General features: G+C 71.7%; 20 protein-coding genes, 2 tRNA genes and 1 riboswitch. Of the genes, 10 read left to right on the forward strand and 12 right to left on the reverse strand.

Annotation, left to right across the window (positions count from 1 at the left end):
* Positions 1-65: 65 nt before the first annotated feature.
* Positions 66-1,661 (reverse strand): RICIN domain-containing protein, encoded by a 1,596-nt coding sequence (locus ACZ6RT_RS16530; protein ID WP_470154632.1) that lies wholly within the window; start codon positions 1,659-1,661, stop codon positions 66-68.
* Between the two features lie 355 nt (positions 1,662-2,016).
* Between ACZ6RT_RS16530 and ACZ6RT_RS16535 the strand changes: the two genes are divergently transcribed.
* The gene (locus tag ACZ6RT_RS16535; protein ID WP_470154281.1) at positions 2,017-2,763 is read left to right on the forward strand and encodes a DUF72 domain-containing protein; all 747 of its coding nucleotides are present in this window, start codon (positions 2,017-2,019) and stop codon (positions 2,761-2,763) included.
* Positions 2,764-2,811: 48 nt separating this feature from the next.
* On the opposite strand, the gene ACZ6RT_RS16540 is transcribed toward ACZ6RT_RS16535, so the two are convergent.
* Positions 2,812-3,645: a PHP domain-containing protein gene (locus tag ACZ6RT_RS16540; protein WP_399197255.1), complete on the reverse strand. Its 834-nt coding sequence runs from the start codon at positions 3,643-3,645 to the stop codon at positions 2,812-2,814.
* Between the two features lie 540 nt (positions 3,646-4,185).
* Between ACZ6RT_RS16540 and ACZ6RT_RS16545 the strand changes: the two genes are divergently transcribed.
* Complete coding sequence (locus ACZ6RT_RS16545; RefSeq protein WP_470154283.1) at positions 4,186-5,619, forward strand: S28 family serine protease; 1,434 nt, start codon at positions 4,186-4,188, stop codon at positions 5,617-5,619.
* Positions 5,620-5,748: 129 nt separating this feature from the next.
* On the opposite strand, the gene ACZ6RT_RS16550 is transcribed toward ACZ6RT_RS16545, so the two are convergent.
* Positions 5,749-5,985 carry a DUF397 domain-containing protein gene (locus ACZ6RT_RS16550; protein ID WP_470154284.1) on the reverse strand — a complete coding sequence of 79 codons (237 nt, stop codon included), beginning with the start codon at positions 5,983-5,985 and terminating at the stop codon, positions 5,749-5,751.
* Between the two features lie 312 nt (positions 5,986-6,297).
* Between ACZ6RT_RS16550 and ACZ6RT_RS16555 the strand changes: the two genes are divergently transcribed.
* Positions 6,298-7,065 (forward strand): sulfite exporter TauE/SafE family protein, encoded by a 768-nt coding sequence (locus tag ACZ6RT_RS16555; protein WP_470154286.1) that lies wholly within the window; start codon positions 6,298-6,300, stop codon positions 7,063-7,065.
* Between the two features lie 98 nt (positions 7,066-7,163).
* Here the strand turns inward: ACZ6RT_RS16555 and ACZ6RT_RS16560 are convergent, their stop codons facing one another.
* Complete coding sequence (locus ACZ6RT_RS16560) at positions 7,164-7,748, reverse strand: hypothetical protein (RefSeq protein ID WP_470154288.1); 585 nt, start codon at positions 7,746-7,748, stop codon at positions 7,164-7,166.
* 175 nt (positions 7,749-7,923) lie between these two features.
* Between ACZ6RT_RS16560 and ACZ6RT_RS16565 the strand changes: the two genes are divergently transcribed.
* From ACZ6RT_RS16565 to ACZ6RT_RS16575, 3 genes are all read left to right on the forward strand, one after another.
* Positions 7,924-8,781, forward strand: coding sequence for an SAM-dependent methyltransferase (locus tag ACZ6RT_RS16565; RefSeq protein ID WP_470154290.1), 858 nt, complete (start codon positions 7,924-7,926; stop codon positions 8,779-8,781).
* A gap of 675 nt (positions 8,782-9,456) precedes the next feature.
* Complete coding sequence (locus tag ACZ6RT_RS16570; protein WP_470154291.1) at positions 9,457-10,146, forward strand: DUF4097 family beta strand repeat-containing protein; 690 nt, start codon at positions 9,457-9,459, stop codon at positions 10,144-10,146.
* Between the two features lie 74 nt (positions 10,147-10,220).
* Positions 10,221-11,345 carry a serine hydrolase domain-containing protein gene (locus ACZ6RT_RS16575; protein WP_470154293.1) on the forward strand — a complete coding sequence of 375 codons (1,125 nt, stop codon included), beginning with the start codon at positions 10,221-10,223 and terminating at the stop codon, positions 11,343-11,345.
* Between the two features lie 79 nt (positions 11,346-11,424).
* On the opposite strand, the gene ACZ6RT_RS16580 is transcribed toward ACZ6RT_RS16575, so the two are convergent.
* Positions 11,425-11,498 (reverse strand) — tRNA-Ile (locus ACZ6RT_RS16580).
* A gap of 161 nt (positions 11,499-11,659) precedes the next feature.
* Here ACZ6RT_RS16580 and galK point away from each other — a divergent pair.
* Positions 11,660-12,781: a galactokinase gene (gene galK, locus ACZ6RT_RS16585; protein WP_470154295.1), complete on the forward strand. Its 1,122-nt coding sequence runs from the start codon at positions 11,660-11,662 to the stop codon at positions 12,779-12,781.
* Between the two features lie 161 nt (positions 12,782-12,942).
* Here the strand turns inward: galK and ACZ6RT_RS16590 are convergent, their stop codons facing one another.
* Positions 12,943-13,536 (reverse strand): MarR family winged helix-turn-helix transcriptional regulator, encoded by a 594-nt coding sequence (locus ACZ6RT_RS16590; RefSeq protein ID WP_399191247.1) that lies wholly within the window; start codon positions 13,534-13,536, stop codon positions 12,943-12,945.
* A gap of 76 nt (positions 13,537-13,612) precedes the next feature.
* Here ACZ6RT_RS16590 and ACZ6RT_RS16595 point away from each other — a divergent pair, with 76 nt between their 5' ends.
* A complete protein-coding gene (locus ACZ6RT_RS16595) occupies positions 13,613-14,869 on the forward strand; it encodes an MFS transporter (RefSeq protein WP_470154297.1) in 1,257 nt (418 codons plus the stop codon).
* A 102-nt stretch (positions 14,870-14,971) separates the two neighbouring features.
* Here the strand turns inward: ACZ6RT_RS16595 and ACZ6RT_RS16600 are convergent, their stop codons facing one another.
* The gene (locus ACZ6RT_RS16600) at positions 14,972-16,045 is read right to left on the reverse strand and encodes a hypothetical protein (protein ID WP_470154299.1); all 1,074 of its coding nucleotides are present in this window, start codon (positions 16,043-16,045) and stop codon (positions 14,972-14,974) included.
* 35 nt (positions 16,046-16,080) lie between these two features.
* A riboswitch (SAM riboswitch) is annotated at positions 16,081-16,192 on the reverse strand.
* Positions 16,193-16,244: 52 nt separating this feature from the next.
* Here ACZ6RT_RS16600 and ACZ6RT_RS16605 point away from each other — a divergent pair.
* Positions 16,245-16,766 carry a DUF402 domain-containing protein gene (locus ACZ6RT_RS16605; protein ID WP_399191242.1) on the forward strand — a complete coding sequence of 174 codons (522 nt, stop codon included), beginning with the start codon at positions 16,245-16,247 and terminating at the stop codon, positions 16,764-16,766.
* 142 nt (positions 16,767-16,908) lie between these two features.
* Here the strand turns inward: ACZ6RT_RS16605 and ACZ6RT_RS16610 are convergent, their stop codons facing one another.
* The 3 genes from ACZ6RT_RS16610 to ACZ6RT_RS16620 all read right to left on the reverse strand — a co-directional run bounded on the left by ACZ6RT_RS16610 (position 16,909) and on the right by ACZ6RT_RS16620 (position 19,359).
* Positions 16,909-17,682, reverse strand: a complete 774-nt coding sequence (locus ACZ6RT_RS16610) for an enoyl-CoA hydratase (protein ID WP_344898423.1) — start codon at positions 17,680-17,682, stop codon at positions 16,909-16,911.
* 135 nt (positions 17,683-17,817) lie between these two features.
* Entirely contained in the window at positions 17,818-19,038 is a 1,221-nt protein-coding gene (locus ACZ6RT_RS16615; RefSeq protein WP_470154302.1) for a nitric oxide synthase oxygenase, read from the reverse strand.
* A 245-nt stretch (positions 19,039-19,283) separates the two neighbouring features.
* Positions 19,284-19,359 (reverse strand) — tRNA-Asn (locus ACZ6RT_RS16620).
* Between the two features lie 172 nt (positions 19,360-19,531).
* Here ACZ6RT_RS16620 and ACZ6RT_RS16625 point away from each other — a divergent pair.
* Positions 19,532-19,843: a YtxH domain-containing protein gene (locus tag ACZ6RT_RS16625; protein WP_344898427.1), complete on the forward strand. Its 312-nt coding sequence runs from the start codon at positions 19,532-19,534 to the stop codon at positions 19,841-19,843.
* Between the two features lie 148 nt (positions 19,844-19,991).
* Here ACZ6RT_RS16625 and ACZ6RT_RS16630 read toward each other — a convergent pair whose 3' ends face one another.
* Together ACZ6RT_RS16630 and ACZ6RT_RS16635 are read right to left on the reverse strand one after the other, a co-directional pair.
* A complete protein-coding gene (locus tag ACZ6RT_RS16630; protein ID WP_470154304.1) occupies positions 19,992-20,453 on the reverse strand; it encodes a hypothetical protein in 462 nt (153 codons plus the stop codon).
* Complete coding sequence (locus tag ACZ6RT_RS16635) at positions 20,450-21,754, reverse strand: MGH1-like glycoside hydrolase domain-containing protein (protein ID WP_470154306.1); 1,305 nt, start codon at positions 21,752-21,754, stop codon at positions 20,450-20,452. Before ACZ6RT_RS16635 ends, ACZ6RT_RS16630 begins: the two co-directional genes overlap by 4 nt.
* Between the last annotated feature and the right edge of the window lie 155 nt (positions 21,755-21,909).

The following is a 21,909-nucleotide window of genomic DNA, read 5'->3' on the forward strand; positions in this document are numbered from 1 at the left end:
AGTCCGGACGGGGCCGGGGCGAGGGTGGTGTCCGGGCACCGCACGCCCGGACAAGGGTGGGAAGGCTACTGCGGGATCGTGTCCGCGCCGCCGACACCGGCACCGGCGGCAGGCGGGGTGGCCGAGGCCGAACCGGCCGAGTAGGCGTACGAGGGACGCGTGACGCTGCCGTCGGCGCGCAGCCAGTCGCTCATGGTGCTGCCGCTGCTCTGCGCCCGGCGGATCGTGGCGATGTCGTAGAAGTTACTGCTCGTCCAGGTCAGCTTGGCGTCGCCGAAGTCCTGCGTGATGGTCTTCGCGCTCTTCACGTGGTTGCTCTCGGCGTAGATCCTGCCGCCCACGCCCAGGCCGATGAAGTAGTCGTCGACCTCCACGTAGTTGGCGAACAGGTGGGCGTACCCGAACCGGACCCGCGGGTGACGGGTGTTCGACCCGTCGAACCAGTTGTGGTGGTAGGTGGCGTTCAGGTAACCGCTGTCCTGCGCGCCGTTGCCGTCGCTGTGCCCGAGAAGCATGGACTTGTCGGTGCCGACGTAGCGGTTGTAGGAGACCGTCGCCAGGTCCGAGCCGCGCTTGATGTCCACCGACCCGTCACCGGCCGGGTGGAAGGTGTTGTGGTCGATCCACACGTGGTGGGAGTAGCACTGCACGTTGATCGAGTCGTCCGGGGAGTTCCGGAAGGTCAGGTTACGGATGATCACGTTCTGGACGTGGGTGAACCTGTCCCTCTCCGCGGGGTCGCACAGGTCACCGCCCCAGGCGACCTCGTCCGGGCCCCACCCGTTGACGTCGAGACCGAACCCGCTGATCGTCGCGTTCGACCCGACGCCGATGACGGTCTTGTTCGACCCGACGTCCAGCATGTCGGCGCCGCCACCGGTGATCGTGCCCGAGACGCGGACGATCCGGGGGGTGTCGTCGGCGACGGCCGCCGCCAGCTGCGCGTAGGTGGAGACGGTCACCGTCTGCCCGCCGGCACCGCCGTTGGTACCGCTGCGGCCGTACTTGGTGAGGGTCGCGAAACCGACCAGGCCGCTCGCGTTACCGGGGGGAGCGGTCACCGTCGGCGTCGGGGAGGGCGTCACCGTCGGGGTGACCGTGGGGGTCGGGGTGACCGTCGGGGTGGGGGTCGGGTCGGGGTTGCCGCCGCCCGCCGGGACCAGACGCCACTGCTTGGTGGCGGCCGAGTCGCAGGAGTTCTGCTGGATCAGCGCGCCGGAGGCGGTGGAGTTGTCCTTGGTGTTGAGGCACTTGCCGCCGTTGGCGTTGGCCACCCGGTAGGCCGGCCCCGAGGCGGTCAGGTTCCAGGTCTGCGAGGTCGCGCCCGAGCATCCCTCCTGCTGCACGGCCTTGCCCGCGGAGGTGCTCGCGCCCTGGACACCGGCGCACTTCCCGCTGTGCGCGGCCTTGAGCAGGAACCCGGCCCCGGCCGCCGTCAGGTTCCAGGTCTGGTCGGTGCCGCCGTCGCACCCCTCCTGCGCCAGCTGCACGCCGTCGGAGCCGGCCGCTCCGGGAACGCCCAGGCACAGACCGCTGCCCGCGTTGACGACGGTGTACGCCCCGGCGGCCGGGGCCGCGGCGGCCGCGCCGGCGACCGCCCATCCGGAGGCGGTGACCGCGGCCACCGCGGTCACCACGGCGGCCCTGGCGCCGAATCTCATTCTCACAACCGAACTCCTCGCTGGTCCGGCAGGCCTGCGGGACCTGCGTCCGGGATCTCCCCCGGTGGGTGCGCGTCGCTCACGAACGCTCTCGACGACGGTTAGACACACCGTAGGAAAGCGCTTTCCCAATGTCAATGGACAGCGAGGATTTATGACACTTCATGAGTAACCGGACAGGGAGGGCCGGTGAACCGATCACGGAGGAGGAGTGCCGCACGCCCGGCGGCATGCCACCGGGCACACCGGGAAGGAGAAGGCTCGTACGGGGAGCGGATCGTGGCCCGCGCGGGACCGCGGGCCGGGAAGACGGGGAACCGGAAGCCGAGCAGCGGGAGGCGGGGGCCGAACTCCGATGATGCTGGTGGGAACGTCCGGCTGGCAGTACGCCGACTGGCGCGGGGAGTTCTACCCGTCCGGCGTGCCCCAGCGGCTCTGGCTGGAGCGGTACGCCGAGACCTTCGGCACCGTCGAGAACAACAACAGCTTCTACCGCCTCCCGGCGCGCGAGACCTTCGAGAACTGGAGGGAACGCACCCCGCGGACGTTCGTCATGGCGGTCAAGGCGAGCCGCTTCCTCACCCACATCAAACGGCTGAAGGACCCGCAGGAGCCGGTCGAGCGCCTGATGGCGGCGGCCGGTGGCCTCGGGGACGGGCTGGGGCCGGTCCTGCTGCAGCTCCCGCCGACGCTGCGCGCCGACGCCGGGCTGCTCGACGCGTGCCTGGGCTGCTTCCCCGCGCACGTGCGGATCGCGGTCGAGCCGCGGCACGAGTCCTGGTGGAGCGACCCGGTCCGCGAGACGCTCGCGGCGCACGGCGCGGCCCTGTGCTGGGCGGACCGGCTCGGCCGCCCGCAGACGCCGCTGTGGCGGACCGCCGACTGGGGCTACCTGCGGTTCCACGAGGGCCGCGCCAACCCCTGGCCCTCGTACGGTGACGACGCGCTCCGCTCCTGGCTGCGCCGCCTGGGCGAGACGTGGGACGACCGGTGCGACGTGTACGTGTACTTCAACAACGACCCCGGTGGCGCGGCCGTGCGCAACGCCGTCCGGTTCACCGGGTTCGCGGCCGCCGAGGGGTGGCCGACCACGTCGGCATGACGCGTGAGGAGCGGGCCGGACCGGTCCTGCAAGCAGCCGGAAGGAGCGTCAGGCCCGTCTCCAGAAGTCGTCCGGGTGCGCTCCCGGCCGGAACCCGCAGGCCTCGACCATCGCGCTCGCCTCGGCGAGACCCCGGGCCAGCAGTGCGGGCTCGTGGGCGTCGCTGGCGAAGGCGACGGTCTGGCCGCCCTCCCGGTGCCACCACCGCACGATCTGCGGGTGCAGGGGCACCTGGGTGTTCACCTCCAGTGCCCTGCCCGAGCCCGCGAGGACCCGAAGGACGGCGCGGTACTCCTCCTCGAACGCGGCCGGGTCGTAGGGCTCGGCCCCGGCCGGCCAGTACCGGATCGGATAGTCGATGTGCGCGAGCACCTCGAAGTCGTCGTACCCCTCGACCAGCCGCACGGCCTCGGCCAGGTAGTCGCGCACGACCGTGGCGGGTGGCCGGTCCCGGTAGAGACCGGAGACCTCGTCGAACCCGGCGCCGGCCGTTATGGAGTGCACCGAGCCGAGGACCCGGTCGAACCTCCCCGCCCGCAGCACCCGGTCGAACCGGTGGCCGTGCCGGTGCGGCTCGCTCAGCTCGACACCCGACAGGATGCGCAGGTCCGGGAAGCGGTCGCGGCAGCGCTGCAGGCACTCCAGGTAGCCGTCGAGGTCGAGCTCGGGAGGCGTGAGCACCCCGTCGGTGACCAGTACCCGCCAGGCGTCCGGGATCTCGGTGTCCTCGCGCAGGGTCCAGGGGGTGAAGTCGGCGTGCTCGGTGAACGCCAGGGAGGACAGCCCGATCTCGACCGCCCGCTCGCAGGTGCCCTCCATGGAACCGGCGAGCGCGTCCCAGGACCACTGGCTGTGCACGTGACCGTCCTGCGGAAGCGGCATGCGTCTCTCCCGATCCCCAGCTGCGACGTCCTCCCCCGGAACACCGGGGCGGCGCACGGACGTCTTTCACCGCGACGAGCGTCCCTCTCCGGACGCTACAGGACGGATCCGCGCGCGTCTGCGGGCTCGCCGCAGGACCGGCGGGTTCTCACCGTCGCCCTTCGCACGGACACGCGCGCCCGCGGTCCCGCTCCCTGCCGGGAAGCACCGGGAACGACCTTTCACGCCCCTTCCGGCCGGGAGCACCGGAGACGACCTTTCAACGGAAGCACCGGGAACACGACCCCCTCACGGCCTCGCTCCCGCCCGGAAGGCCCGCAGGAACGGCCCTCCACATGTCACGGCCTCGCTCCCGCCCGGAAGGCCCACGGGAACGGCCCTCCACATGATCCGATCCTCTTGAACATCCTCAGAAATCCAGCGAATGTAGGCGGGACAATCTCATAGCGCCTGTTTCCCGACGGTCGCGCGGAGAGGACACCCCTCCCCCGCCGGCCACGTGGTCCCCGGCCTCCTCCCCCACCCCCAGGAGACACGACCGTGCGAACCCGGGCACTTCCCGCCCTCGTCCTCTCGCTGCTCACCGCCGGTTCCCTCGCGCCGCCCACCCCGGCGGCCGCGCTGTCCCTCACGTCCCCGGCCACCGTGTCGGCCGCGTCGGCCTCCCCCGTGGTGGACGACGACCTGGCGGCCAGGCTCCGGGCCGTCCCCGGCCTGACCGTGGTCTCCGAGACCCAGGCGAGCGGCCACCGGTTCTTCGTCCTCACCTTCACCCAGCCGGTGGACCACCTGCGTCCCGGCCGGGGGACGTACCAGCAGCGGCTCACCCTGCTGCACCGCGCCGAGGACGCGCCGACGGTGCTCTACACCGGCGGGTACGGCCTGGCCGTGAACCCGACGGCCTCCCGGACCGAGCCGACCCGGCTGCTCGAGGGCAACCAGGTCTCGGTCGAGCACCGCTTCTTCCGCTCGTCCCGGCCGGAGCCCGTGGACTGGCGCAAGCTCGACATCTGGCAGGAGGCCACCGACGAGCACCGCATCGTCCAGGCGCTCAGGACGATCTACTCCGGTAAGTGGATCCAGACCGGCGCGAGCAAGGGCGGCATGACCTCGGTCTACCACCGGCGCTTCTACCCGGACGACGTGGACGGCGTGGTGGCCTACGTCGCGCCGAACGACCGGATCAACCCCCTCGACGGGGCGTACGACAGGTTCTTCGCGACCGTCGGCGACGCGGCCTGCCGCAGCGCGCTGGAGAACGTGCAGAAGGAGGCGCTCAAGCGCCGCGACCGGCTGGTGCCCCGCCTGGAGGCGGAGGCCGCGCAGAACGACCAGACCTTCACCCGGACGCTGGGCACGGCCGACCGCTCGTTCGAGATGACGGTGCTCGACACGGTGTGGGCGTTCTGGCAGTACCTCGGCGTCGACGACTGCCCGGACGTGCCACCGGCCACGGCCACCGACGAGGAGATCTACGACTGGATCGACTCCGTCGCCGGTTTCTCGTTCTACACCGACCAGGGCCTGGAGTACTACCTCCCGTACTACCGCCAGGCGGCCGAGCAACTCGGCTGGCCCGAGCTGAGGTTCGACCACCTGCGCGGCCTGACCCGCTACCGCGGCCTGTACCAGCCCAACTCGGTGCTCCCCGCCGAGCTGCGCACAGCGCACAACCCCCTGCCGATGCTGGACGTGGACCACTGGGTCCGCGGGCGTTCCAGCAGGATGATGTTCGTCTACGGCGAGAACGACCCGTGGGGCGCGGAACGGTTCACCCCCAGCCGGAACGACTCCCACCTGTACGTCGCGCCGGGCGCCAACCACGGGGCGAACATCGCCGCGCTGCCCGAGGCCGACCGCGAGGCCGCGACCGCGACCCTGCGGCGCTGGGCCGAGGTCACCACTCCCCCGCCGGCCGCGCGCACCGCGCCTCTCCCCGACGACGACATGCTCCCGCGCCGCCGTCCGCTCTGACCCCGTCGCGTCCTGTGTGGCCCGGACCGCTTCCGGGCCACACGGGACGCGTGTTCCTCGTTCACGACGAACCGCCCGACGACCTGGACCGAACCGTCGAGCGCTCACCGGGGAGAAGGCCGGGTGCGCTCAATCCCGGCGGAGTTCGCCGCGCTCGATGCCTCCGACGAAGGCGTCGTACTCGGCGTCGGTGAACAGGTGCGGCGGCCTCTGCGGGTTCTTGGAGTCGCGCAGCGCCACGAGGCCGCCGTCCAGGAAGGCGACCTGAACGCAGTTGGTGCCGCCGCTGCTGAGGCTGCTGGTCTGCCAGCGGGCGTCACGAAGCCGGGCTTCGATCCAGGCGGGGTCGAGGGTGTCCTTGTTCACGAGAGATCCTTCGCGATCGTGGCGAGAAGCGGCAGCGAAGCCTTCGGCCCCATCCCCCGTACAGACTGACACCCCATGGACACTTCGCCGACCACCGAAGCATTTCCGGTTTAGCGTCGACCGCGTGAGAAACCCCTCGAACACCGGCCATCGGGGAGAATCGCCCGCCCTGGCCGCAGCAGCCGTCACCTCCGTCCCACCGGCGATCGGATCGCCGGTTCCGGAGCCACCCGGGGCGGTACGGCGTGGAGCACGGCTCCCACGTAGCATCCGATCTGGCGCGGGCACCGGCTCCGCGGGAGACGAGGTGGCGTGACGCCGTGGGAGATGGTCGCCGTCTTCGCGGCGGGCATCGGCGCCGGTATCGTCAACGCGGTCGTCGGCTCCGGGTCGTTGATCACCTTTCCGGTTCTGCTCGCCACCGGCATGCCGCCCGTCACCGCCGCGGTCTCCAACACTCTCGGTGTGATCCCCGGCTCCATCGGCGGGGTCGTCGGTTACCGCAGAGAGCTCCGTGGCCAGGGCCGGCGCCTTCTGAGGATGAGCGTCGGCGCCCTGATCGGCGGCCTCACGGGCGCCACGCTCCTGCTGGCCCTGCCGGCCACGGCGTTCGAGAGGATCGTGCCGGCCCTGGTGGGCCTCGCCCTCGTCCTGGTCGTCCTCCAGCCCTGGATCAGCGAGAACACGCGGCGACGTCGCGAACGTACCGGCGCCTCCGCAGATCCCGACGGTGGCCCCCTGCTCCTCACCGGGGTGACGCTCGCCAGCGTCTACGGCGGCTACTTCTCCGCGGCCCAGGGGATCATCTACGTGGCCCTGATGGGCGTGCTCCTCGACGAGACCCTGCAACGCCTCAATGCCGCCAAGAACGTGCTCGTCATCGTCGTGAACGGCGTCGCCGCGCTCTTCTTCCTCTTCTCCGCGGACTTCGACTGGACGGCCGTCGTGCTCATCGCGGCCGGTTCCGCCCTGGGCGGCCCGATCGGGGCCAGGGTGGGCCGACGTCTCGGTTCCACGGTGCTGCGTGTTCTCATCGTGGTGGTCGGCACCGCCGCCATCGTGCAGCTGTTGTGGAGCTGACACGGGACTCCAGCCCGTTGAATGTCTTTCGCGCCTTTGATCCGCTTGGCCTGATTCGCCCGTTCAGGGTGGTTCGTGCGTATCTTGGGCCGGCCCGGTCACACCTCGGGGTCCTCCCAGTGCGGGGTATGCGATTCGACGTCCTCCGGCACACGAATCCGTCCGTCCGAGAGGACGAGTGGTGCGATCTCGGTGCTCTCGTGGAAGCGCAGATGACCGGCGAAGAACTCGACACCGGCGGCATGTGCGCCTGCCGAGCGCCGGCCGAGCCAGTGCAGCAGCGCCCGCAACCGGTAGAAGTCGTCGGGGTGGAGTTCCTGGCGTACCGTCAGCGCCCAGCCGTCGGCGTGCTCCCGCGCGACCAGCTCGGCCACGAGCGCGCCTCCCACCCTGCGGGCGGCGCCGCGCTGGGCGAACACGGGTGCCGGCTCCGCGTCCTCCCACTCGCAGTCGGGGTCGCCGGGGTCACCGAGCGGGTAGGTCTCCACGTACCTGCCGGTGCCGATCGGCAGCCGCTCAGGTCGCGGCCCCTGCCCCACGTGCCACCGCAGCTCGGCGAGCTCGTCGTCGGTGACGTCGGCGCGGACGTCCACGGTCAGCACGAGTTCGTAGATGTCTCCCACCGGCACACCGTACCGTCGCGACGCCATGGCCTCGATCGTGCCGAGACTGATGACGCGCATGGGGAAAGCCACCTGATTGAGTGATTTGCGGTTTTCTTAGAGCTTTCAGCACCTCATGACCCCGGTGCTTGCGCGTGAACTTGTCGTTACATATCTGCTGTTAAAGGGATTCATGGTTATTATCTGCCCAGTCCCCGCGATCAAGCGGGACCCCGATCGGAGCGAAGGTGGCGAGGTGTCCGAGCGCAGCGAGGATGGGACCGGGGCGATGCCGAACAGGGGCCAGCTTCCCGCGGAGATCGACACGACGAAACCCAGCATCGCGCGGGTCTACGACTGGTTCCTGGGCGGGAAGGACAATTTCGCCGTCGACCGTCAGGTCGCCGAGGCGGCCATGAAGGTCTCCCCGGGAGCCCAGGAGGCCGGGCAGCAGAACCGGGCCTTCCTGCGGAGGGTCGTGCACCACATGGCGGCCGAGGCGGGGGTCAGGCAGTTCATCGACATCGGGTCGGGCCTGCCCACCCAGGGCAACGTGCACCAGGTGGCGCAGGAGGTCGATCCGGCGACCCGGGTCGTCTACGTGGACAACGACCCCATGGTGCTGGTCCACGGGCGGGCGCTGCTCGCCACCGACGGCAGCACGAAGGTCATCCAGGCGGACGCGCGCGACCCGCGGTCGATCCTGGAGAACGACCAGGTCAAGGACTTCATCGACTTCAGCAGGCCGGTAGGGCTGCTGATGCTGAGCATCCTGCACCATCTGCACGACCAGGAGGATCCCGCGGGAGTGGCGGCCACGCTGCGCGCCCCGCTGGTGTCCGGCAGCTTTGTGGCCATCTCGCACTTCTGCAACCCCGGTGAGGCGCACCCGGCGTCGTCCCAGCAGGCCGCGGCGGCCGAGAAGCTCTTCAACGAGAACCTCGGCACCGGCCGCTGGCGCACCCCGGACGAGATCACGGGGTACTTCGGCGACTTCGAGCTGGTCGAACCGGGCCTCGTCCCGCTCCCCGAGTGGCGCGCCGAGCCGAGCTTCTTCGTGAAGAACACCCTTCTGTACCACACCTACTACGGCGGCCTGGCCCGCAAGCCCTAGACGAACCTCGGCCGAGCGCCGGTCCTTCGGTACGCCACCGGATCCACCGGGGCGTCGCCGGTGCGGTCGAAGGGATACGGCACGCCGCGCTCCACGCCGCCGAGGACGACCGCACGGCAACCCTCCGCACCACCGACGAGCCCTGCTCGTCCCGCATGGAACCGGCCCGCGGTGCCGGCGCGGTTCGCGTCGCCACCCCGCAGCGGGAGCGGCACCTCCGAGAAATGCCCTCGGCCTCCGGGCCGGGGGCATTTTCAGGTTTCCGCCGTCATCACGGGATCGATCCGCGTCCTACGGCGCTCAGGCGGCAGGGCCGCCGTCGCGCATCGCCTCACGCGTGTTCGTCGAGGCCGGACGGTCGAGACCTCCGGCGACCTCCGCGCGGACCAGACCGTCGGCCGGTCCCAGCGCGATCCGCCGACGGTTCGACGGGTGAGCCCGCCTCCCGGCACCGCGGCCCCTCCTCATGGTGCGCGGTGTCCTCACCATAGCGTTCATTCTTATTCCATTGCAACGAGCCCGATGGGGATCATTGCATTACAATCAAGACCATTGCAACATTTAAACGAGCTTGACCTGCATATTTGCGCCTCATACGCAACTTACACGTTGCCTTATCCAGAAATGCAACGTAGTGTTTCCCTCATCAGAAACAACGAACCGAAGGACGGCACCATGCAGAAGTTCGACACCCCCACCCCCGTGACCGCCGTCCTGGACATCCCCGCCGGCCGCATCCACCTCATCGCCGCCGACCGCACCGACACCGCCGTCGAGGTCCGGCCCGCCAACACCACCAAGAACCGCGACGTCAAGGCGGCCCAGCAGACCGAGATCACCTACAACGACGGCGTCCTGCACATCACCGCACCGCAGGCCAAGAACCAGCTCCTCGGCGCCTCCGGAGCCGTCGAGGTCACCGTCCAGCTGCCCGCCGGCTCCCACATCAAGGCCACGGCCGCCAGCGCCGAACTGCGAGGCGTCGGACGACTCGGCGAGGTCACCTTCGACAGCGCCCACGGCTCGGCCAAACTCGACGAGACCACCGCCGCCCGCCTCACCCTGCAGTCCGGCGACCTCACCGTCGGCCGCCTGAACGGCCCCGCCCAGATCAGCACCCACAAGGGCGACCTGCACATCACCGAGGCCACCCGCGGCACCCTCACCCTGCGCACCGACTCCGGCGACATCCACATCGGCGCCACCCGCGGGGCCTCCGCCACCCTCGACGCCGGCACCACCTACGGCCGCATCCACAACGCCCTCACCAACACCGGCACCGGCGGCACCGGCAGTGCCGACGGCGCCGACCTGACCATCCACGCCACCACCTCCCACGGCGACATCACCGCCCGCAGCCTGTAGCGCAGCCCGTGCCAGGGACACCTCCCAGGCGTGACCACCCCGATCCCGCACCACTTCACAAGGAGCACACCACCATGTCCCTCCCCCTCACCGACCAGGACCGCCCGCAGCTGCGAAAGGTCATCGAGGAGATCGTCGAGTCCGGTTTCACCGGGATGACGATGCGCGTACACGACGAGCACGGCGCCTGGGCCGGCAGCGCCGGCACGGCCGAGCTGGGCGGAACCGACGAGCCGCCGATCGACGGGTACGTCCGGATCGGCAGCAACACCAAGACCTTCACCGCGACCCTGGTGCTGCAGCTGGTGGCCGAGGGCGTCATCGAGCTGGACGACCCGGTCGACGACCACCTGCCCGAGTTCGGGCTGGACCGGCGCATCACCGTGCGGATGCTGCTGCAGCACACCAGCGGGATCTTCAACTTCACCGGCGAGTACTACGACGACGGAAGTTACGTCCCAGGGATCCCCGCCACGACCGCGGGCCAGGAATGGGTCGACAACCGGTTCAAGACCTACCTGCCCGAGGAGCTGGTACGGCTGGCGCTGTCCAAGCCGGCACGCTTCGAGCCGGGAACGGGGTGGAGCTATTCCAACACCAACTACGTGCTGGCCAGGCTGCTGATCGAGAAGGTCACCGGCCGCTCGGTCGCCCAGGAGATGCGGCGGCTGATCCTGGATCCGCTGGGACTGTCGGGCACCGTGGTGCCGACCACCGAGACCGACCTCCCCCGGCCGCACGCCCACGGCTACTACCGCTACGCCGAGGACGGCGAGCACAGGACGGTCGACGTCACCCGCCAGAACCCCTCCTGGATCTCCAGCGGCGGTGACATGATCTCGACCACCCGGGACCTGCACACGTTCATCTCCGCCCTGGTGAGCGGAAAGCTCCTGCCGGCCCCGCTGCTGACCCAGATGTGCACCCCTTATCCGACCGGCGCCCCCGGCATGGACTACGGCCTGGGAGTGTTCGTGCTGACCACACCGGGCGGCACCGTCATCTCCCACAACGGCGGCATGGCCGGCCACGCGGCACTGATGTACAGCACCCCCGACGGCGCCACGACCCTGACCGCCTCGCTGAACTACGTCGAGGACGTCGAGATGACCCTGGGCGAGCCCTTCCAGAAGGCGACCCAGAGGCTCATCGAAGAGGTCTTCGGCGAGAAGACCGGGCCGGCCGCGTCACCGCGCTGATCGAGGCCGAGCACATCCACGAGCTATCAACAGGGACGCATAAGAGCAGGCCGGAAACACTTTTCCTGCTCACGAGAGGTAGGGCGGGCGGGACTCGAACCCGCGACCCAGGGATTATGAGTCCCCTGCTCTAACCGGCTGAGCTACCGCCCCTCGCGCACGCCGTACGCGGCATTCAACCAAAGGTCGGGCCCGTTCGCATCGCCGCCCGGCGGGCCGGGTTCAAGATGTGACCTTCGGCGAGGCCGCGGGCGGACCCGAGGGGCAGGGGACTCGCTACCCTACTGGGGAACCTTGTTGAGGAGTGTTGGATCATGCGCGTTGTTGGAGCTTTCCGGGAGTCGTACGGCGTGGAGCCCGCGGGGGTGTGGCATGCTCCCGGGCGGGTCAATCTGATCGGCGAGCACACCGACTACAACGACGGGTTCGTGCTGCCGTTCGCGGTGCCGTGGGGGGTGAACGCGGCGGTCTCGCCCCGCGAGGACGGGGTGGTCCGGCTCCGGTCGCTGCAGGCGGCGGACGAGCCGGTGACGCTGGAGCGGCTGGACGCGGCCCAGGGCTGGGCCCGCTACGTGGCCGGGGTGTTCTGGGCGCTCCGCGAGGCCGGGCACCGGGTCGGCGGCGCCGACGTGGTGATCGACGGGGACGTCCCGCAGGGGGCGGGCCTGTCGTCGAGCGCGGCCCTGGAGGTCGCGGTCGGCACGGCGCTGAACGAGCTGTACGGGCTCGGCATGACCAAGATGGAGATCGCGCTCGCCTCACAGAAGGCCGAGAACGACTTCGTGGGGATGCCGTGCGGGATCATGGACCAGGCGGCCTCGGCCCTCGGCGAGGAGGGGCAGGCGCTGTTCCTGGACTGCCGCAGCCTCGGCACCAGGAACATCCCGTTCGACCTGGCGAGCCTGGGCCTGCAGCTGCTCATCGTCAACACCGGCGTGCACCACTCGCACGCCGGCGGGGAGTACGCCGACCGCCGCCGGGACTGCGAGAACGCCGCCGCGCACCTCGGGGTCGACGCGCTCCGCGACGTCACCGACCTGGCGGACGCCCTCGGGCGGCTCAGCGGCGACGAGCGCAGGCGCACCCAGCACGTGGTGACCGAGAACCACCGGGTGGAGGCCGTGATCGGGCTGCTGCGAGCCGGGAAGGTGACCGAGATCGGGGCGCTGCTGAACGCCTCCCACCTGTCGCTGCGCGACCAGTTCGAGGTCTCCTGCGCCGAGCTGGACGTGGCCGTGGAGTCGGCGATCCGGGGCGGGGCCCGGGGGTCACGGATGACCGGTGGCGGGTTCGGCGGGTCGGCGATCGCGCTGGTCGCCGACGACCGGGTGGAGGCCGTACGCGCGTCGGTCACCGGCGCCTACGCCGAGCGCGGCTGGGCCGCACCGGAGATCTATCCCGCGGTGCCCGCGGCCGGAGCCCGCCGGCTGGCCTGAACGCCTCCGGCTCGAACGCCTCGTCCCGGCCCGGGCCCGCGTTCCGCGCGGGCCCGCGTCCATGTCCGGGCCCGCGTCCGTACCCGGGCCCGCGTCCGCACCCGTGTCCGAGCCCGCAGCCGTGCCCGAGCCCGTGGCCGTGCCCGTGTCCAGGGCCGCCCCTACCGCGTGGTCGTCGCGCCCGAGGCCGGACCGGAGGACGGGCCCGGCGGGACGGGCGCCTTCGGGCCGGCCGGCCAGTCGGGCATCAGCGGCGGGCCCTCCTGCTCGGCCGCGCGGACCAGGCGGCGCAGGAGGCCGTCGAGAAGCTCCCGCTCGTCCGCGTCCAGCGGTGCGAACAACGCCCGTTCCGACCGGTCGCCCTCGTCCATGCGCTCCTGCCAGGCGGCCCGGCCGGCCGGGGTGAGCCCCACGAGCAGGCGGCGGCGGTCGGCCGGGTCGTGCGCGCGGTCGACGTACCCGGCCTTCTCCAGCCGGTCGAGCCGGTTCGTCAGCGTGGCCGGGTGGGTGTCGAGCCACTCGGCCAGCGTCGAGGGCGTCGCCCGGTAGGGCGGCCCGGTGGCCACCAGGTGGTGCAGGATCTGGAACTCCCACGGCTTGAGCCCTCCGGCGGCCAGCCACTCCTCCTTGTGCCGCTTGAGCAGCCGCACGAGCATCTGCATGCGCGTGACCATCCCCTCGATCTGTGGGTCGAGGTCGGACAGCTCCCGGGACCAGTGCGCGATGTGACGGTCGACGGAGTCGGGCTCTGACATGCCCACAGGGTACGCCGCCCGTCGGCGATCCAAAGTTATGAATGCATATATTTTGCTTTCATAGTACTTTTCTCTCATGACCCCCATGCGAGACACCCTGTCCCCCCTGCGGGACGCCCGCTTCCGGCTGCTGTGGGCCGGGCAGAGCCTGTCGGCCGTCGGCGACTCGATCACCGCCGTGGCGCTCGCGCTGGCGATCGTCACCACGACCGGTTCGGCCACCGACCTGGGCCTCGTGCTGGCCGCCCAGTCGATCGCCACGGTGACGCTCATGCTGCCCGGCGGGGTCTGGGCCGACCGGCTGCCGCGCCGCCGCGTGATGGTGGCCGCGGACCTGGTCCGCGGTCTCGCCCACGCGGCCATGGGCGTCGAGCTGGTCACCGGCACGGTCGACATCGCCCACCTGGCGATCCTGGCCGCCCTCTCCGGCGCGGGGTCCGCCTTCTTCCTGCCCGCCACGACCGGCCTGGTGCCCGCCACCGTGGCCCCGGAGCACCTCTCCCGGGCCAACGCGCTCATGGCGATCGCCCAGCGGGGATCCATCCTGCTCGGCCCGGGGATCGCCACCGCCCTGGCGCTGACCGTCGGCGCCGGCTGGGCACTGCTCCTGGACGCGCTGACGTTCGCGGCCAGCGCGGTCCTGCTGGGCCGCCTCCGGCTCGCGCCGATCCCGCCCACGCCGCACGAGCCGTTCCTGCGGCAGCTCGCCGAGGGCTGGACGCAGATGCGACGGCACCGGTGGTACTGGACCAACCTGGTCGGCCACTCCATGTGGAACCTGAGCCGCTGCGTCCTGATCACCATCGGGCCGGTGCTCGCCGTCACCACCCTGGGCGGCGAGCTCGCCTGGGGCACGATCGTGCAGGGCGGCACGATCGGCGCCCTGGCAGGGGCGCTGCTGGCCCTGCGGGTGAGGCCGAAGCGGCCCCTGGTCGTCGCCAACCTGGTGCTGGCGCTCGGCGCGCTGCCGCTCGTCCTGCTCGCCGCGGGGATGTCCGCGCCGATGGTCGCGGTGGCCTACGGGCTGATGACCGGTGGTCTGGCGCTGATGGCCCCGATGTGGGAGACCCTGGTGCAGGAGCACATCCCGGCCGAGGCGATCTCCCGGGTGTCGGCGTACGACTGGCTGCTCTCCCTCGGGCTGATGCCCCTCGGCATGGCCCTGGCCGGGCCGCTGGCCACCGCCGTGGGGACCGCCCCCACCCTGTACGGGGCGGCGGCGCTGCTGGCGGCCTCCTGCCTGGGCGTGCTGCTCCTGCCCGACATCCGCAGGCTCGGCCACCGGAGCACGGACGCCGTTCCCGAGGCCGTGCCGAGTCACCCCGCGACGTAGCCGTGCCGCACGGGACCGGGCGGGACCCGCACGGAGAACGGGCGGGACCGCTCCCGCGACCGTGGCGGGCGAGACCGGGGCCGCGGGGCGTGCCGTGCGGGATCAGGTGGGGTGCCGTCCCCACACCGGCGTCGTCGCGAGGATCCTGGAGTACCTCGTCTCGGTCCTGGGCGCCGGTCTCCTGCGCGGTGCCCTGGCCCACGGGTCCGCGCCGGAGGCCGTGACCGCCGTCCTGTCCGGCGACCACGCGGGCCGTCCGGTGTCGACGAGGACCGTGGAGGTCACGGCCCCGGGGGCGGTGGGGCTCTGTGCCCGCCAGCGTCCCTCGTACCGGTCGATCACCAGGTCGGCGCCGAGGAAGACGACCACCCCGGCCTCGGCGAGGGCGCGGAGTTCCTCCAGGTACGACGCGGGCGAGCCACCGGCGACATGGTCGGAGAACTCCCGGAACCAGGGGTCGGAGACGCCGGCCTCGGCGAGGACGGCGCGGACGGAGAGCAGGGCGAGGACCATGGCGTGGTCGGCGCTGTGCGCCGGGTCGGAGCGCCGTTCCAGGTCGGCGGCGAGGTAGCCGCGCATCCACCTGCGCACCCCCGCCCGGTCGCCGAACCGGATGCCGTGCAGCGGCCGGTCGAGGCGGTCGAGGTCGAGCCGGTCGGGGTGCCGGGGGACGGCGGCGCGGACGAGCCTGCGCATCGCGGGGCTGTTCCACTCCTCGGCCGCGAAGGCCTCCTCGAACTCCTCCCAGGTCGACCGCGTCCGCTCCGGGTGGGCGGTGATGAGCTCGTGGTAGTACGCGAAGGCGAGTTCCTTGGCCACCAGGGGCCACAGGTCGCGGCGGAGGTTCCACGGCCCCGTGCCCAGCGTGCCGCGGGTGACGAAGCGCGGCACCGGCGGCTCGGCGCCGCCGAAGGGGTGGGCGAACCCGCGGTGGTGCGGCACGCCGCGCGAGGACCCCACGTGCAGCAGGGGCTCGCCTTCGCCGGGCAGGTAGACCAGCTCCCCGTCGTACCCGCGGGCGCACCGGCCGCCCCTGCCCGAGGTGAGCGGCACCAGCAGGCCGGCCAGGGCCGGCCCCATCCCCTTGACGATCACCGGCTCCCCGGCCGGGACGCCGTCCGGGTCGAGGGCGAGGGGTTCGGGATGGTCGGGTTCCGGTGTGGCGCTCTGCGACATGTGGCACTCCCGTACACGTCTCGGCGGCCCGGCGGGGGCCGCGTCCGCGGCACGCCGACCGTGCCGCCGGGTTCTCCCCGGAGGCGCCCCTCGCGACGGAAGGGGCGCCGGTCAGCCGGCCGGGGTCTCACATCGACGCGTTTAACCTATTTAAAAGGTAGGAAATGCATGGATCATTGTCAAGCCCTACTGTCGAAGGATGTCCTACGAGATCGTGAACGTGGTCTACCGCAAGTACGACGGATCGCTGCACTGGCACCACCGCGGCCTGCTGCTCGGCGAGGACGAGCACGGGGTCTGGACGGGCTGCGTGGCCGGCTCCAGCGGCCACAAGGGGGACGGCCCCGCCGTCGCCTGGCCGCAGCCCTTCGTGATGCTCTTCCCCCGCGACGCCTGGTGGACGGCCGCCTTCAACGCCGCCCCGAACAAGCACGAGATCTACTGCGACATCTCCACGGTGCCCGAGTGGCGCGACGGCGAGGTCACCATGATCGACCTCGACCTCGACGTGATCCGGACCCGCCGTGACGTGCTCAGGGGCCGCACCAGGCGGATCTTCCTGGACGACGAGGACGAGTTCGAGGAGCACCGGATCCGGTACGCGTACCCGCCCGACGTGGTGCAGAACGCCCGTGACTCGGCCGCCTGGCTGATGAAGGCCGTCACCGCAGGAACCCCTCCCTTCGGTGCCGCCCCGCACTGGCTCTCCCTGGTCACCTGAGCCCGCCGGAGCCGTACGACCCGGCAGGGCCGGCACGACCCGCCGGGGCCCGTACGACCCAGGGCCCGTGCGACCTGGTGGAACACCCGCACGACCGCGCGGGCCCGTCCACGGCAGGGCTCCGTCCACGGCGCGGGCCCGTCTACAGCGGCGGGAACGCCGGGGCGCGGCGCTCGACGAAGCTGGCCACGCCCTCCACGAAGTCCGGGCGGGTGAAGGACTCGGCCATCAGGCGGACGGCCGCCGACTCCGAGGACTCCAGGCTCTGCTGCCAGTCGCCCCAGACCTGCCGCTTGATCACCGCCATCGAGGCCGGTGAGCTGTGGGTCGCCAGCTCCCGGGCGTAGGCCATGGTCTCCTCCATCAGGCGCTCCCCGGGCACCGACCGGACGGCCAGCCCCAGCTCGCGGGCCTCGGCCCCGGTGAAGGTACGGCCCGACAGCAGCAGGTCCATGGCCGCGGCCTGGCCGGCCAGGCGCGGCAGGATCCACGACAGGCCGTACTCGGCGACCAGTCCGCGGCGGGCGAACGCGGTGGTCCACTTGGCCTCGTCCGCGGTGAAGACCAGGTCGCAGACCAGGGCGTGGACCATGCCGAGCCCGGCGCAGGCACCGTTGACGGCGGCGATGACCGGCTTGCGGATCGTGGTCGGGAAGGTGGTGGGACGCCGGTCGGGCTCCCCGGAGTAGGAGCCGTCCTGGATGGCGGTGAGCGTCCGGAAGTCCGCGCCCGCGCAGAACCCCCGTCCCGCCCCGGTGACGACGATCACCCGGACCTCGGGGTCCTTCTCGGCGTCGGCCAGCTGGTCGAAGTAGCGCCTGCCCATCTCGTCGGTCCAGGCGTTCAGCCGGTCCGGCCGGTTGAACGTCAGGGTGAGCACGCCCCCCTCGACCGACGACAGCACCAGGTCGAGCATTCCGCCTCCCTCCGGGGAGCCCTCGGGGCACCCGCGTCAGAACCTCCGTCCCGAGGTTACAGAATATCGTTCTACACCTTTTCCCGCCCCGGCGTCAGCAGGGGCGGGGGCTCCGGAGGGAGGACGGGCCGGTGATCAGCTTCCCGGTCCGCGGGGGCGGCCGAGACCGCGCTCCAGGGAGTCGGGGTGGTGGACGAAGTTCGGCGTCAGCCGCCTGTCCTCGTAGTAGCGGTGGAACACCGGCGTGGCCGAGGCCGACATCGGCGGAACGATCCAGCTCCAGTCGGCCGGGCAGACCCTCCCGGCCTTCTCCTCGCGCTCCAGGTGCATCAGGAAGTGCCGGGACTCGGTGTGGTGGTCGGTCATCGTCACCCCGGCCCGCTCGAAGGAGTGCAGCACCGCCGCGTTCAGCTCCACCATGGCGTAGTCCCGCCACAGCGAGCGGTCGGTGCCGGTGTTCAGGCCCAGGCGCCGGGCGATCAACGGTGTCAGGTCGTAGCGGTCGGTGTCGGCCAGGTTGCGGGCGCCGATCTCGGTGCCCATGTACCAGCCGTTGAACGGCGCCGCCCGATAGCAGACCCCGCCGATCTCCAGGCACATGTTCGAGATCACCGGTACGGCGTGCCAGCGCAGTCCCAGCTCCTCGAACCAGGCGTGGACCGGGTGCGAGAGCGCGACCTCCAGGACGGCGTCGCCGGGCAGCGTGGACAGCAGCGGCGGCCCCTCCCCCACCGAGATCGCCAGCGGCAGGACGTCGAACGGGCTCCCGGGACCGCCCGGCCAGCCCAGCTCGCGCAGCATCTCGGTGAAGGCGACGTAGCGCGGGTCCCCGACGACGGACCCGTCCGCCGTCCGGTAACCGGCGTACCGGATCAGTTGCTCGTTCCAGATCCGGGGCCCGGGGACGCCCGGCCGCTCCTGGGGGAACACGGTGATCGTCGGGCGGATCCTGCGGGCCAGCGCCGCGTCCCGCAGGTGGTTCACGCACTCGACCGCGATGCCCTCGGCCGTGGTGACGTACCGCCGGTCGCGCACCCGTAGCGAGCGCCAGTACAGCCGGCCGATGCACCTGCCGCTGTTGCGCCAGGCCACCCTGGCGCCGAAGACCAGCTCGCTGGGAGTGTGCGTGTACGTGCCGGTCCGGGCGATCTCCTGCCGGACCTCGCGCAGGCGCTCCCGCGGGTCACCTGCCCCGGGATTCTCCGCGTGGAACAACCTCAGATAGTCCTCGGCCGCGGCCTCCACATCGGCCGCGGCCCTCTCGTCGGCCGGGGTCCGCGCGACGGCAGGGGGCGCCTCGGGGACGACATGGACCGGATCCGGGGCATGACGCCGGGACCTTCGCCAGGTGAGCACAGCAAAACCACCCAATGTGGCTCACGGGCACGACGGCCGTTCCGGGCGGCACGGTGCCCTGAACGCGGCGGCCCTTCCCCGCTGCGATCGGTGTGGTCCGCGGCAGCCGCGCGCCGGTCCATCCGCTGCGATCACGGGGCCCGGGCACGGCGATCTCATTTTCTGTGATTCGCCGTGCTTTGTCCGCTGAATCGGGATACGAGACGCCGAAGGCCCCGGAAGCGGGGCTTCCGGGGCCTTCGTGATGGCTCCCGCGATAGGACTCGAACCTATAACCTGCCGGTTAACAGCCGGCTGCTCTGCCGATTGAGCTACACGGGATCGCGCTTTGCGCTGGTCGGAGCGGATGTTCCCCGTTCCTTGCGGCGCAGGAATAGATTAGCGCACTCCATGGGTGTGTGTCGCATCGATACTCCGGGGTAGGGGCGGGACGAGTGGCGATCCGCAGGTGATCGCATCACGGGGTCCGGCGGAACAGCTTGTGGAGGTGGACATGCGTTATCGGATGATGTTCTGTGTGGGATTCGCGGCCGGGTACGTCCTGGGGAGCCGTGCCGGACGGGAGCGTTACGAGCAGATCAAGCGGATGGCCCAGCGGGTCTCCGACAACCCGTCCGTGCAGGAGACCGCCGGTCTGGTGGGCGCCAAGGTCTCCAGGGCCACCGGCGTGGCGAAGGACAAGGTCAGTGACGTGGCCAAGAACCGGCTGCCGTTCCTGAAGTCGGCCAACGGCTGGCACGGCGACGAGGTGGACGAGACCGGCACCGGCTGGCCGGAGAACCAGCGGACCTCCGCGCCGTACTGATCCCCGACGCCGCTTCCGGACCCTCGGGCCGGGAGCGGCCCGCAGGTGCGAAGGCCCCCTCGGGGGCCTTTTCGCGTGTACGGAGCCGTTCCGGGTCCGTGGGGCGTCCCAGGACCGGTCCGGACGCCGGAGACCCGCCGGGTCCCGTTCAGACGCCGAAGCTGCGGCGCGTCTCCTCCAGCGCCTGCTCGGCCAGGGCGCGCAGGCCCGGGTCGGCCGGGTCGAGACCGGCGTCGAAGACGAGCTCCCAGACCAGCTCGTCGGCCTCGGCCCTCCTCGCCACCAGCCGCACTCCCCCGCGGGCGTCCAGCGGGACGTACTGGTTGACCACGATCGAGGCCGTCACCCGCTCCCGTACGGCCTCGGGGATCCGGCCCGGCTCGGGCAGCAGCGCCCGGTGCGACCGCCCGTCCGTGGTGACGACCGTCAGCCCCTCCTCGTCCCACGTGCCGCGGTCCACCTGGAACCAGGGCAGGCGCACGTCCCCCAGGTACAGCGCCCGGTCGGCGGCGATCACGTAGCCGTCCGGCCCTCCGGCGTAGGTGAGCACCCGGTCACCCGGGACGACGGCCGCGCGGACCTCGGAGGGCATGCGGTTGAAGAGCCTCATTCCTCCACGGTATCGGCGAGCAGGTCCAGGGTGAGCGCCGCCGACCACGAGAAGTCCCTGCTGCCCCGGCCGCTGCCGTCGAAGGGGTCGAAGCACTCGCGGAAACCCGCCTGCCGTACCAGGCGCAGGGTGCTCGCCCCGAGGATCCTGGCCAGCCCCGTCAGGTCGTGGACGGTCGCGGCCCGGCGCAGCAGCCAGTTGGTGTTCACCCAGGACGGCCCGCGCCAGTAGCGGGAGCGGTCGAACTGCCGGGCGCGGATCTCGCAGCTGGGCACCGGGTACCCGGCCGCCCCCATGAAGCGGGCCGACTCCAGCACCCCCACCAGCTCCGCGACCCGGTCCGCGGGCAGTTCCCGGTCCAGCAGCGGCCCGAAGCACCCGACCGTGCAGACCGGGCTGAGCCCTCCGCCGCGCAGGTCGCGGGCGCGGAAGAGGCCGTCGGCCCACAGGCGTTCCAGCAGCCCGGCGCGGATCCGCTCCACCGCCGCCCGGTGCGGCCCGGCGTCCGCGCCGGCCACCGGCGCCAGCTCGGCCAGGGCCTGGCAGGAGGCGAGCCAGATGCCGTTGAACATCGGGTCCTCGACCGCGAACGGGTGCTCGTCGCGCAGGTAGGCCGGATCGTAGCCGGAGTCGCGGTAGCGCAGGGCGAGCGTGACGAAGGGGTCGTGGTGGCCGCCCGGCCGCCCCTCGCCGCAGGATCCCCCCGCCCTCCGGTACGGGGCCCCGGTCATCGGCAGCGCCTCCAGCGGGGCGTCCCAGACGGGGCTGTCGTCCATTCCCGACTCCCAGGGGTGGACGATCGCGGCCAGCCCGGCCCCGCCGAGGTCCCTGACCGTGGCGAGGTAGTCGTGCTGGGCGACCAGCATGGGGTAGAGCCGCCGTACCAGGGCCGCGGCCGTGTCGCGGTCGGCCGCGTGCCGCCAGATCCACCACAGCGCCAGCGCCTGCAGGGGCGGCTGGGTCAGCCCCGAGGTGCCCACCCCGTTGGGGGCCGAGCGGTGCTCCCGGGAGCGCCACACCGACGGCCCGGGGAAGTAGACCTCCGCCCGGACGGGCCGGAAGACGATGTGCGGCACCATGCCGTTGCCCCACTGCCCCGCCAGCAGGCTGAGCAGCTCGGTCCCGGCCCTGCGGGTGTCCCGGCGGGCCAGGCCGATCGCCACGAAGGTGGAGTCCCAGTTCCACTGGTGCGGGTAGAGGCCGGGGGCGGGGACGGTGGCGGACCCCGTCCAGTTCGCGTCGAGCACGGCCCATGCCTCGCGCCCCAGCGCCGCGTCGTCCACCGCCGCTCGCGACTCCATCCGCCCAGTCTGCGCCTGTATCGGCCGGGAGAACAGCCCAGAACGGCCGGAAACCGGCCCGGACCGCGCCGGACCACGGGGGCGCCGCTCCGGATCGCGGGAAGACCGGCCCGGATCGCGGGAAGACCGGACTACTGGAAGAGCGGCTCGCGGAA

This window comes from Streptosporangium sp. NPDC050148, from assembly GCF_055586505.1.

Bases quoted from the DNA above. Each gene is read 5' to 3' on its own strand.
- galK (WP_470154295.1), top strand. From the start codon at position 11,660: ATGCGCGTTGTTGGAGCTTTCCGGGAGTCGTACGGCGTGGAGCCCGCG.
- ACZ6RT_RS16530 (WP_470154632.1), bottom strand. From the start codon at position 1,661: ATGAGATTCGGCGCCAGGGCCGCCGTGGTGACCGCGGTGGCCGCGGTC.
- ACZ6RT_RS16595 (WP_470154297.1), top strand. From the start codon at position 13,613: ATGACCCCCATGCGAGACACCCTGTCCCCCCTGCGGGACGCCCGCTTC.
- ACZ6RT_RS16575 (WP_470154293.1), top strand. From the start codon at position 10,221: ATGTCCCTCCCCCTCACCGACCAGGACCGCCCGCAGCTGCGAAAGGTC.
- ACZ6RT_RS16625 (WP_344898427.1), top strand. From the start codon at position 19,532: ATGCGTTATCGGATGATGTTCTGTGTGGGATTCGCGGCCGGGTACGTC.
- ACZ6RT_RS16540 (WP_399197255.1), bottom strand. From the start codon at position 3,645: ATGCCGCTTCCGCAGGACGGTCACGTGCACAGCCAGTGGTCCTGGGAC.
- ACZ6RT_RS16610 (WP_344898423.1), bottom strand. From the start codon at position 17,682: ATGCTCGACCTGGTGCTGTCGTCGGTCGAGGGGGGCGTGCTCACCCTG.
- ACZ6RT_RS16630 (WP_470154304.1), bottom strand. From the start codon at position 20,453: ATGAGGCTCTTCAACCGCATGCCCTCCGAGGTCCGCGCGGCCGTCGTC.
- ACZ6RT_RS16560 (WP_470154288.1), bottom strand. From the start codon at position 7,748: ATGCGCGTCATCAGTCTCGGCACGATCGAGGCCATGGCGTCGCGACGG.
- ACZ6RT_RS16570 (WP_470154291.1), top strand. From the start codon at position 9,457: ATGCAGAAGTTCGACACCCCCACCCCCGTGACCGCCGTCCTGGACATC.
- ACZ6RT_RS16590 (WP_399191247.1), bottom strand. From the start codon at position 13,536: ATGTCAGAGCCCGACTCCGTCGACCGTCACATCGCGCACTGGTCCCGG.
- ACZ6RT_RS16605 (WP_399191242.1), top strand. From the start codon at position 16,245: ATGTCCTACGAGATCGTGAACGTGGTCTACCGCAAGTACGACGGATCG.
- ACZ6RT_RS16600 (WP_470154299.1), bottom strand. From the start codon at position 16,045: ATGTCGCAGAGCGCCACACCGGAACCCGACCATCCCGAACCCCTCGCC.
- ACZ6RT_RS16635 (WP_470154306.1), bottom strand. From the start codon at position 21,754: ATGGAGTCGCGAGCGGCGGTGGACGACGCGGCGCTGGGGCGCGAGGCA.
- ACZ6RT_RS16535 (WP_470154281.1), top strand. From the start codon at position 2,017: ATGATGCTGGTGGGAACGTCCGGCTGGCAGTACGCCGACTGGCGCGGG.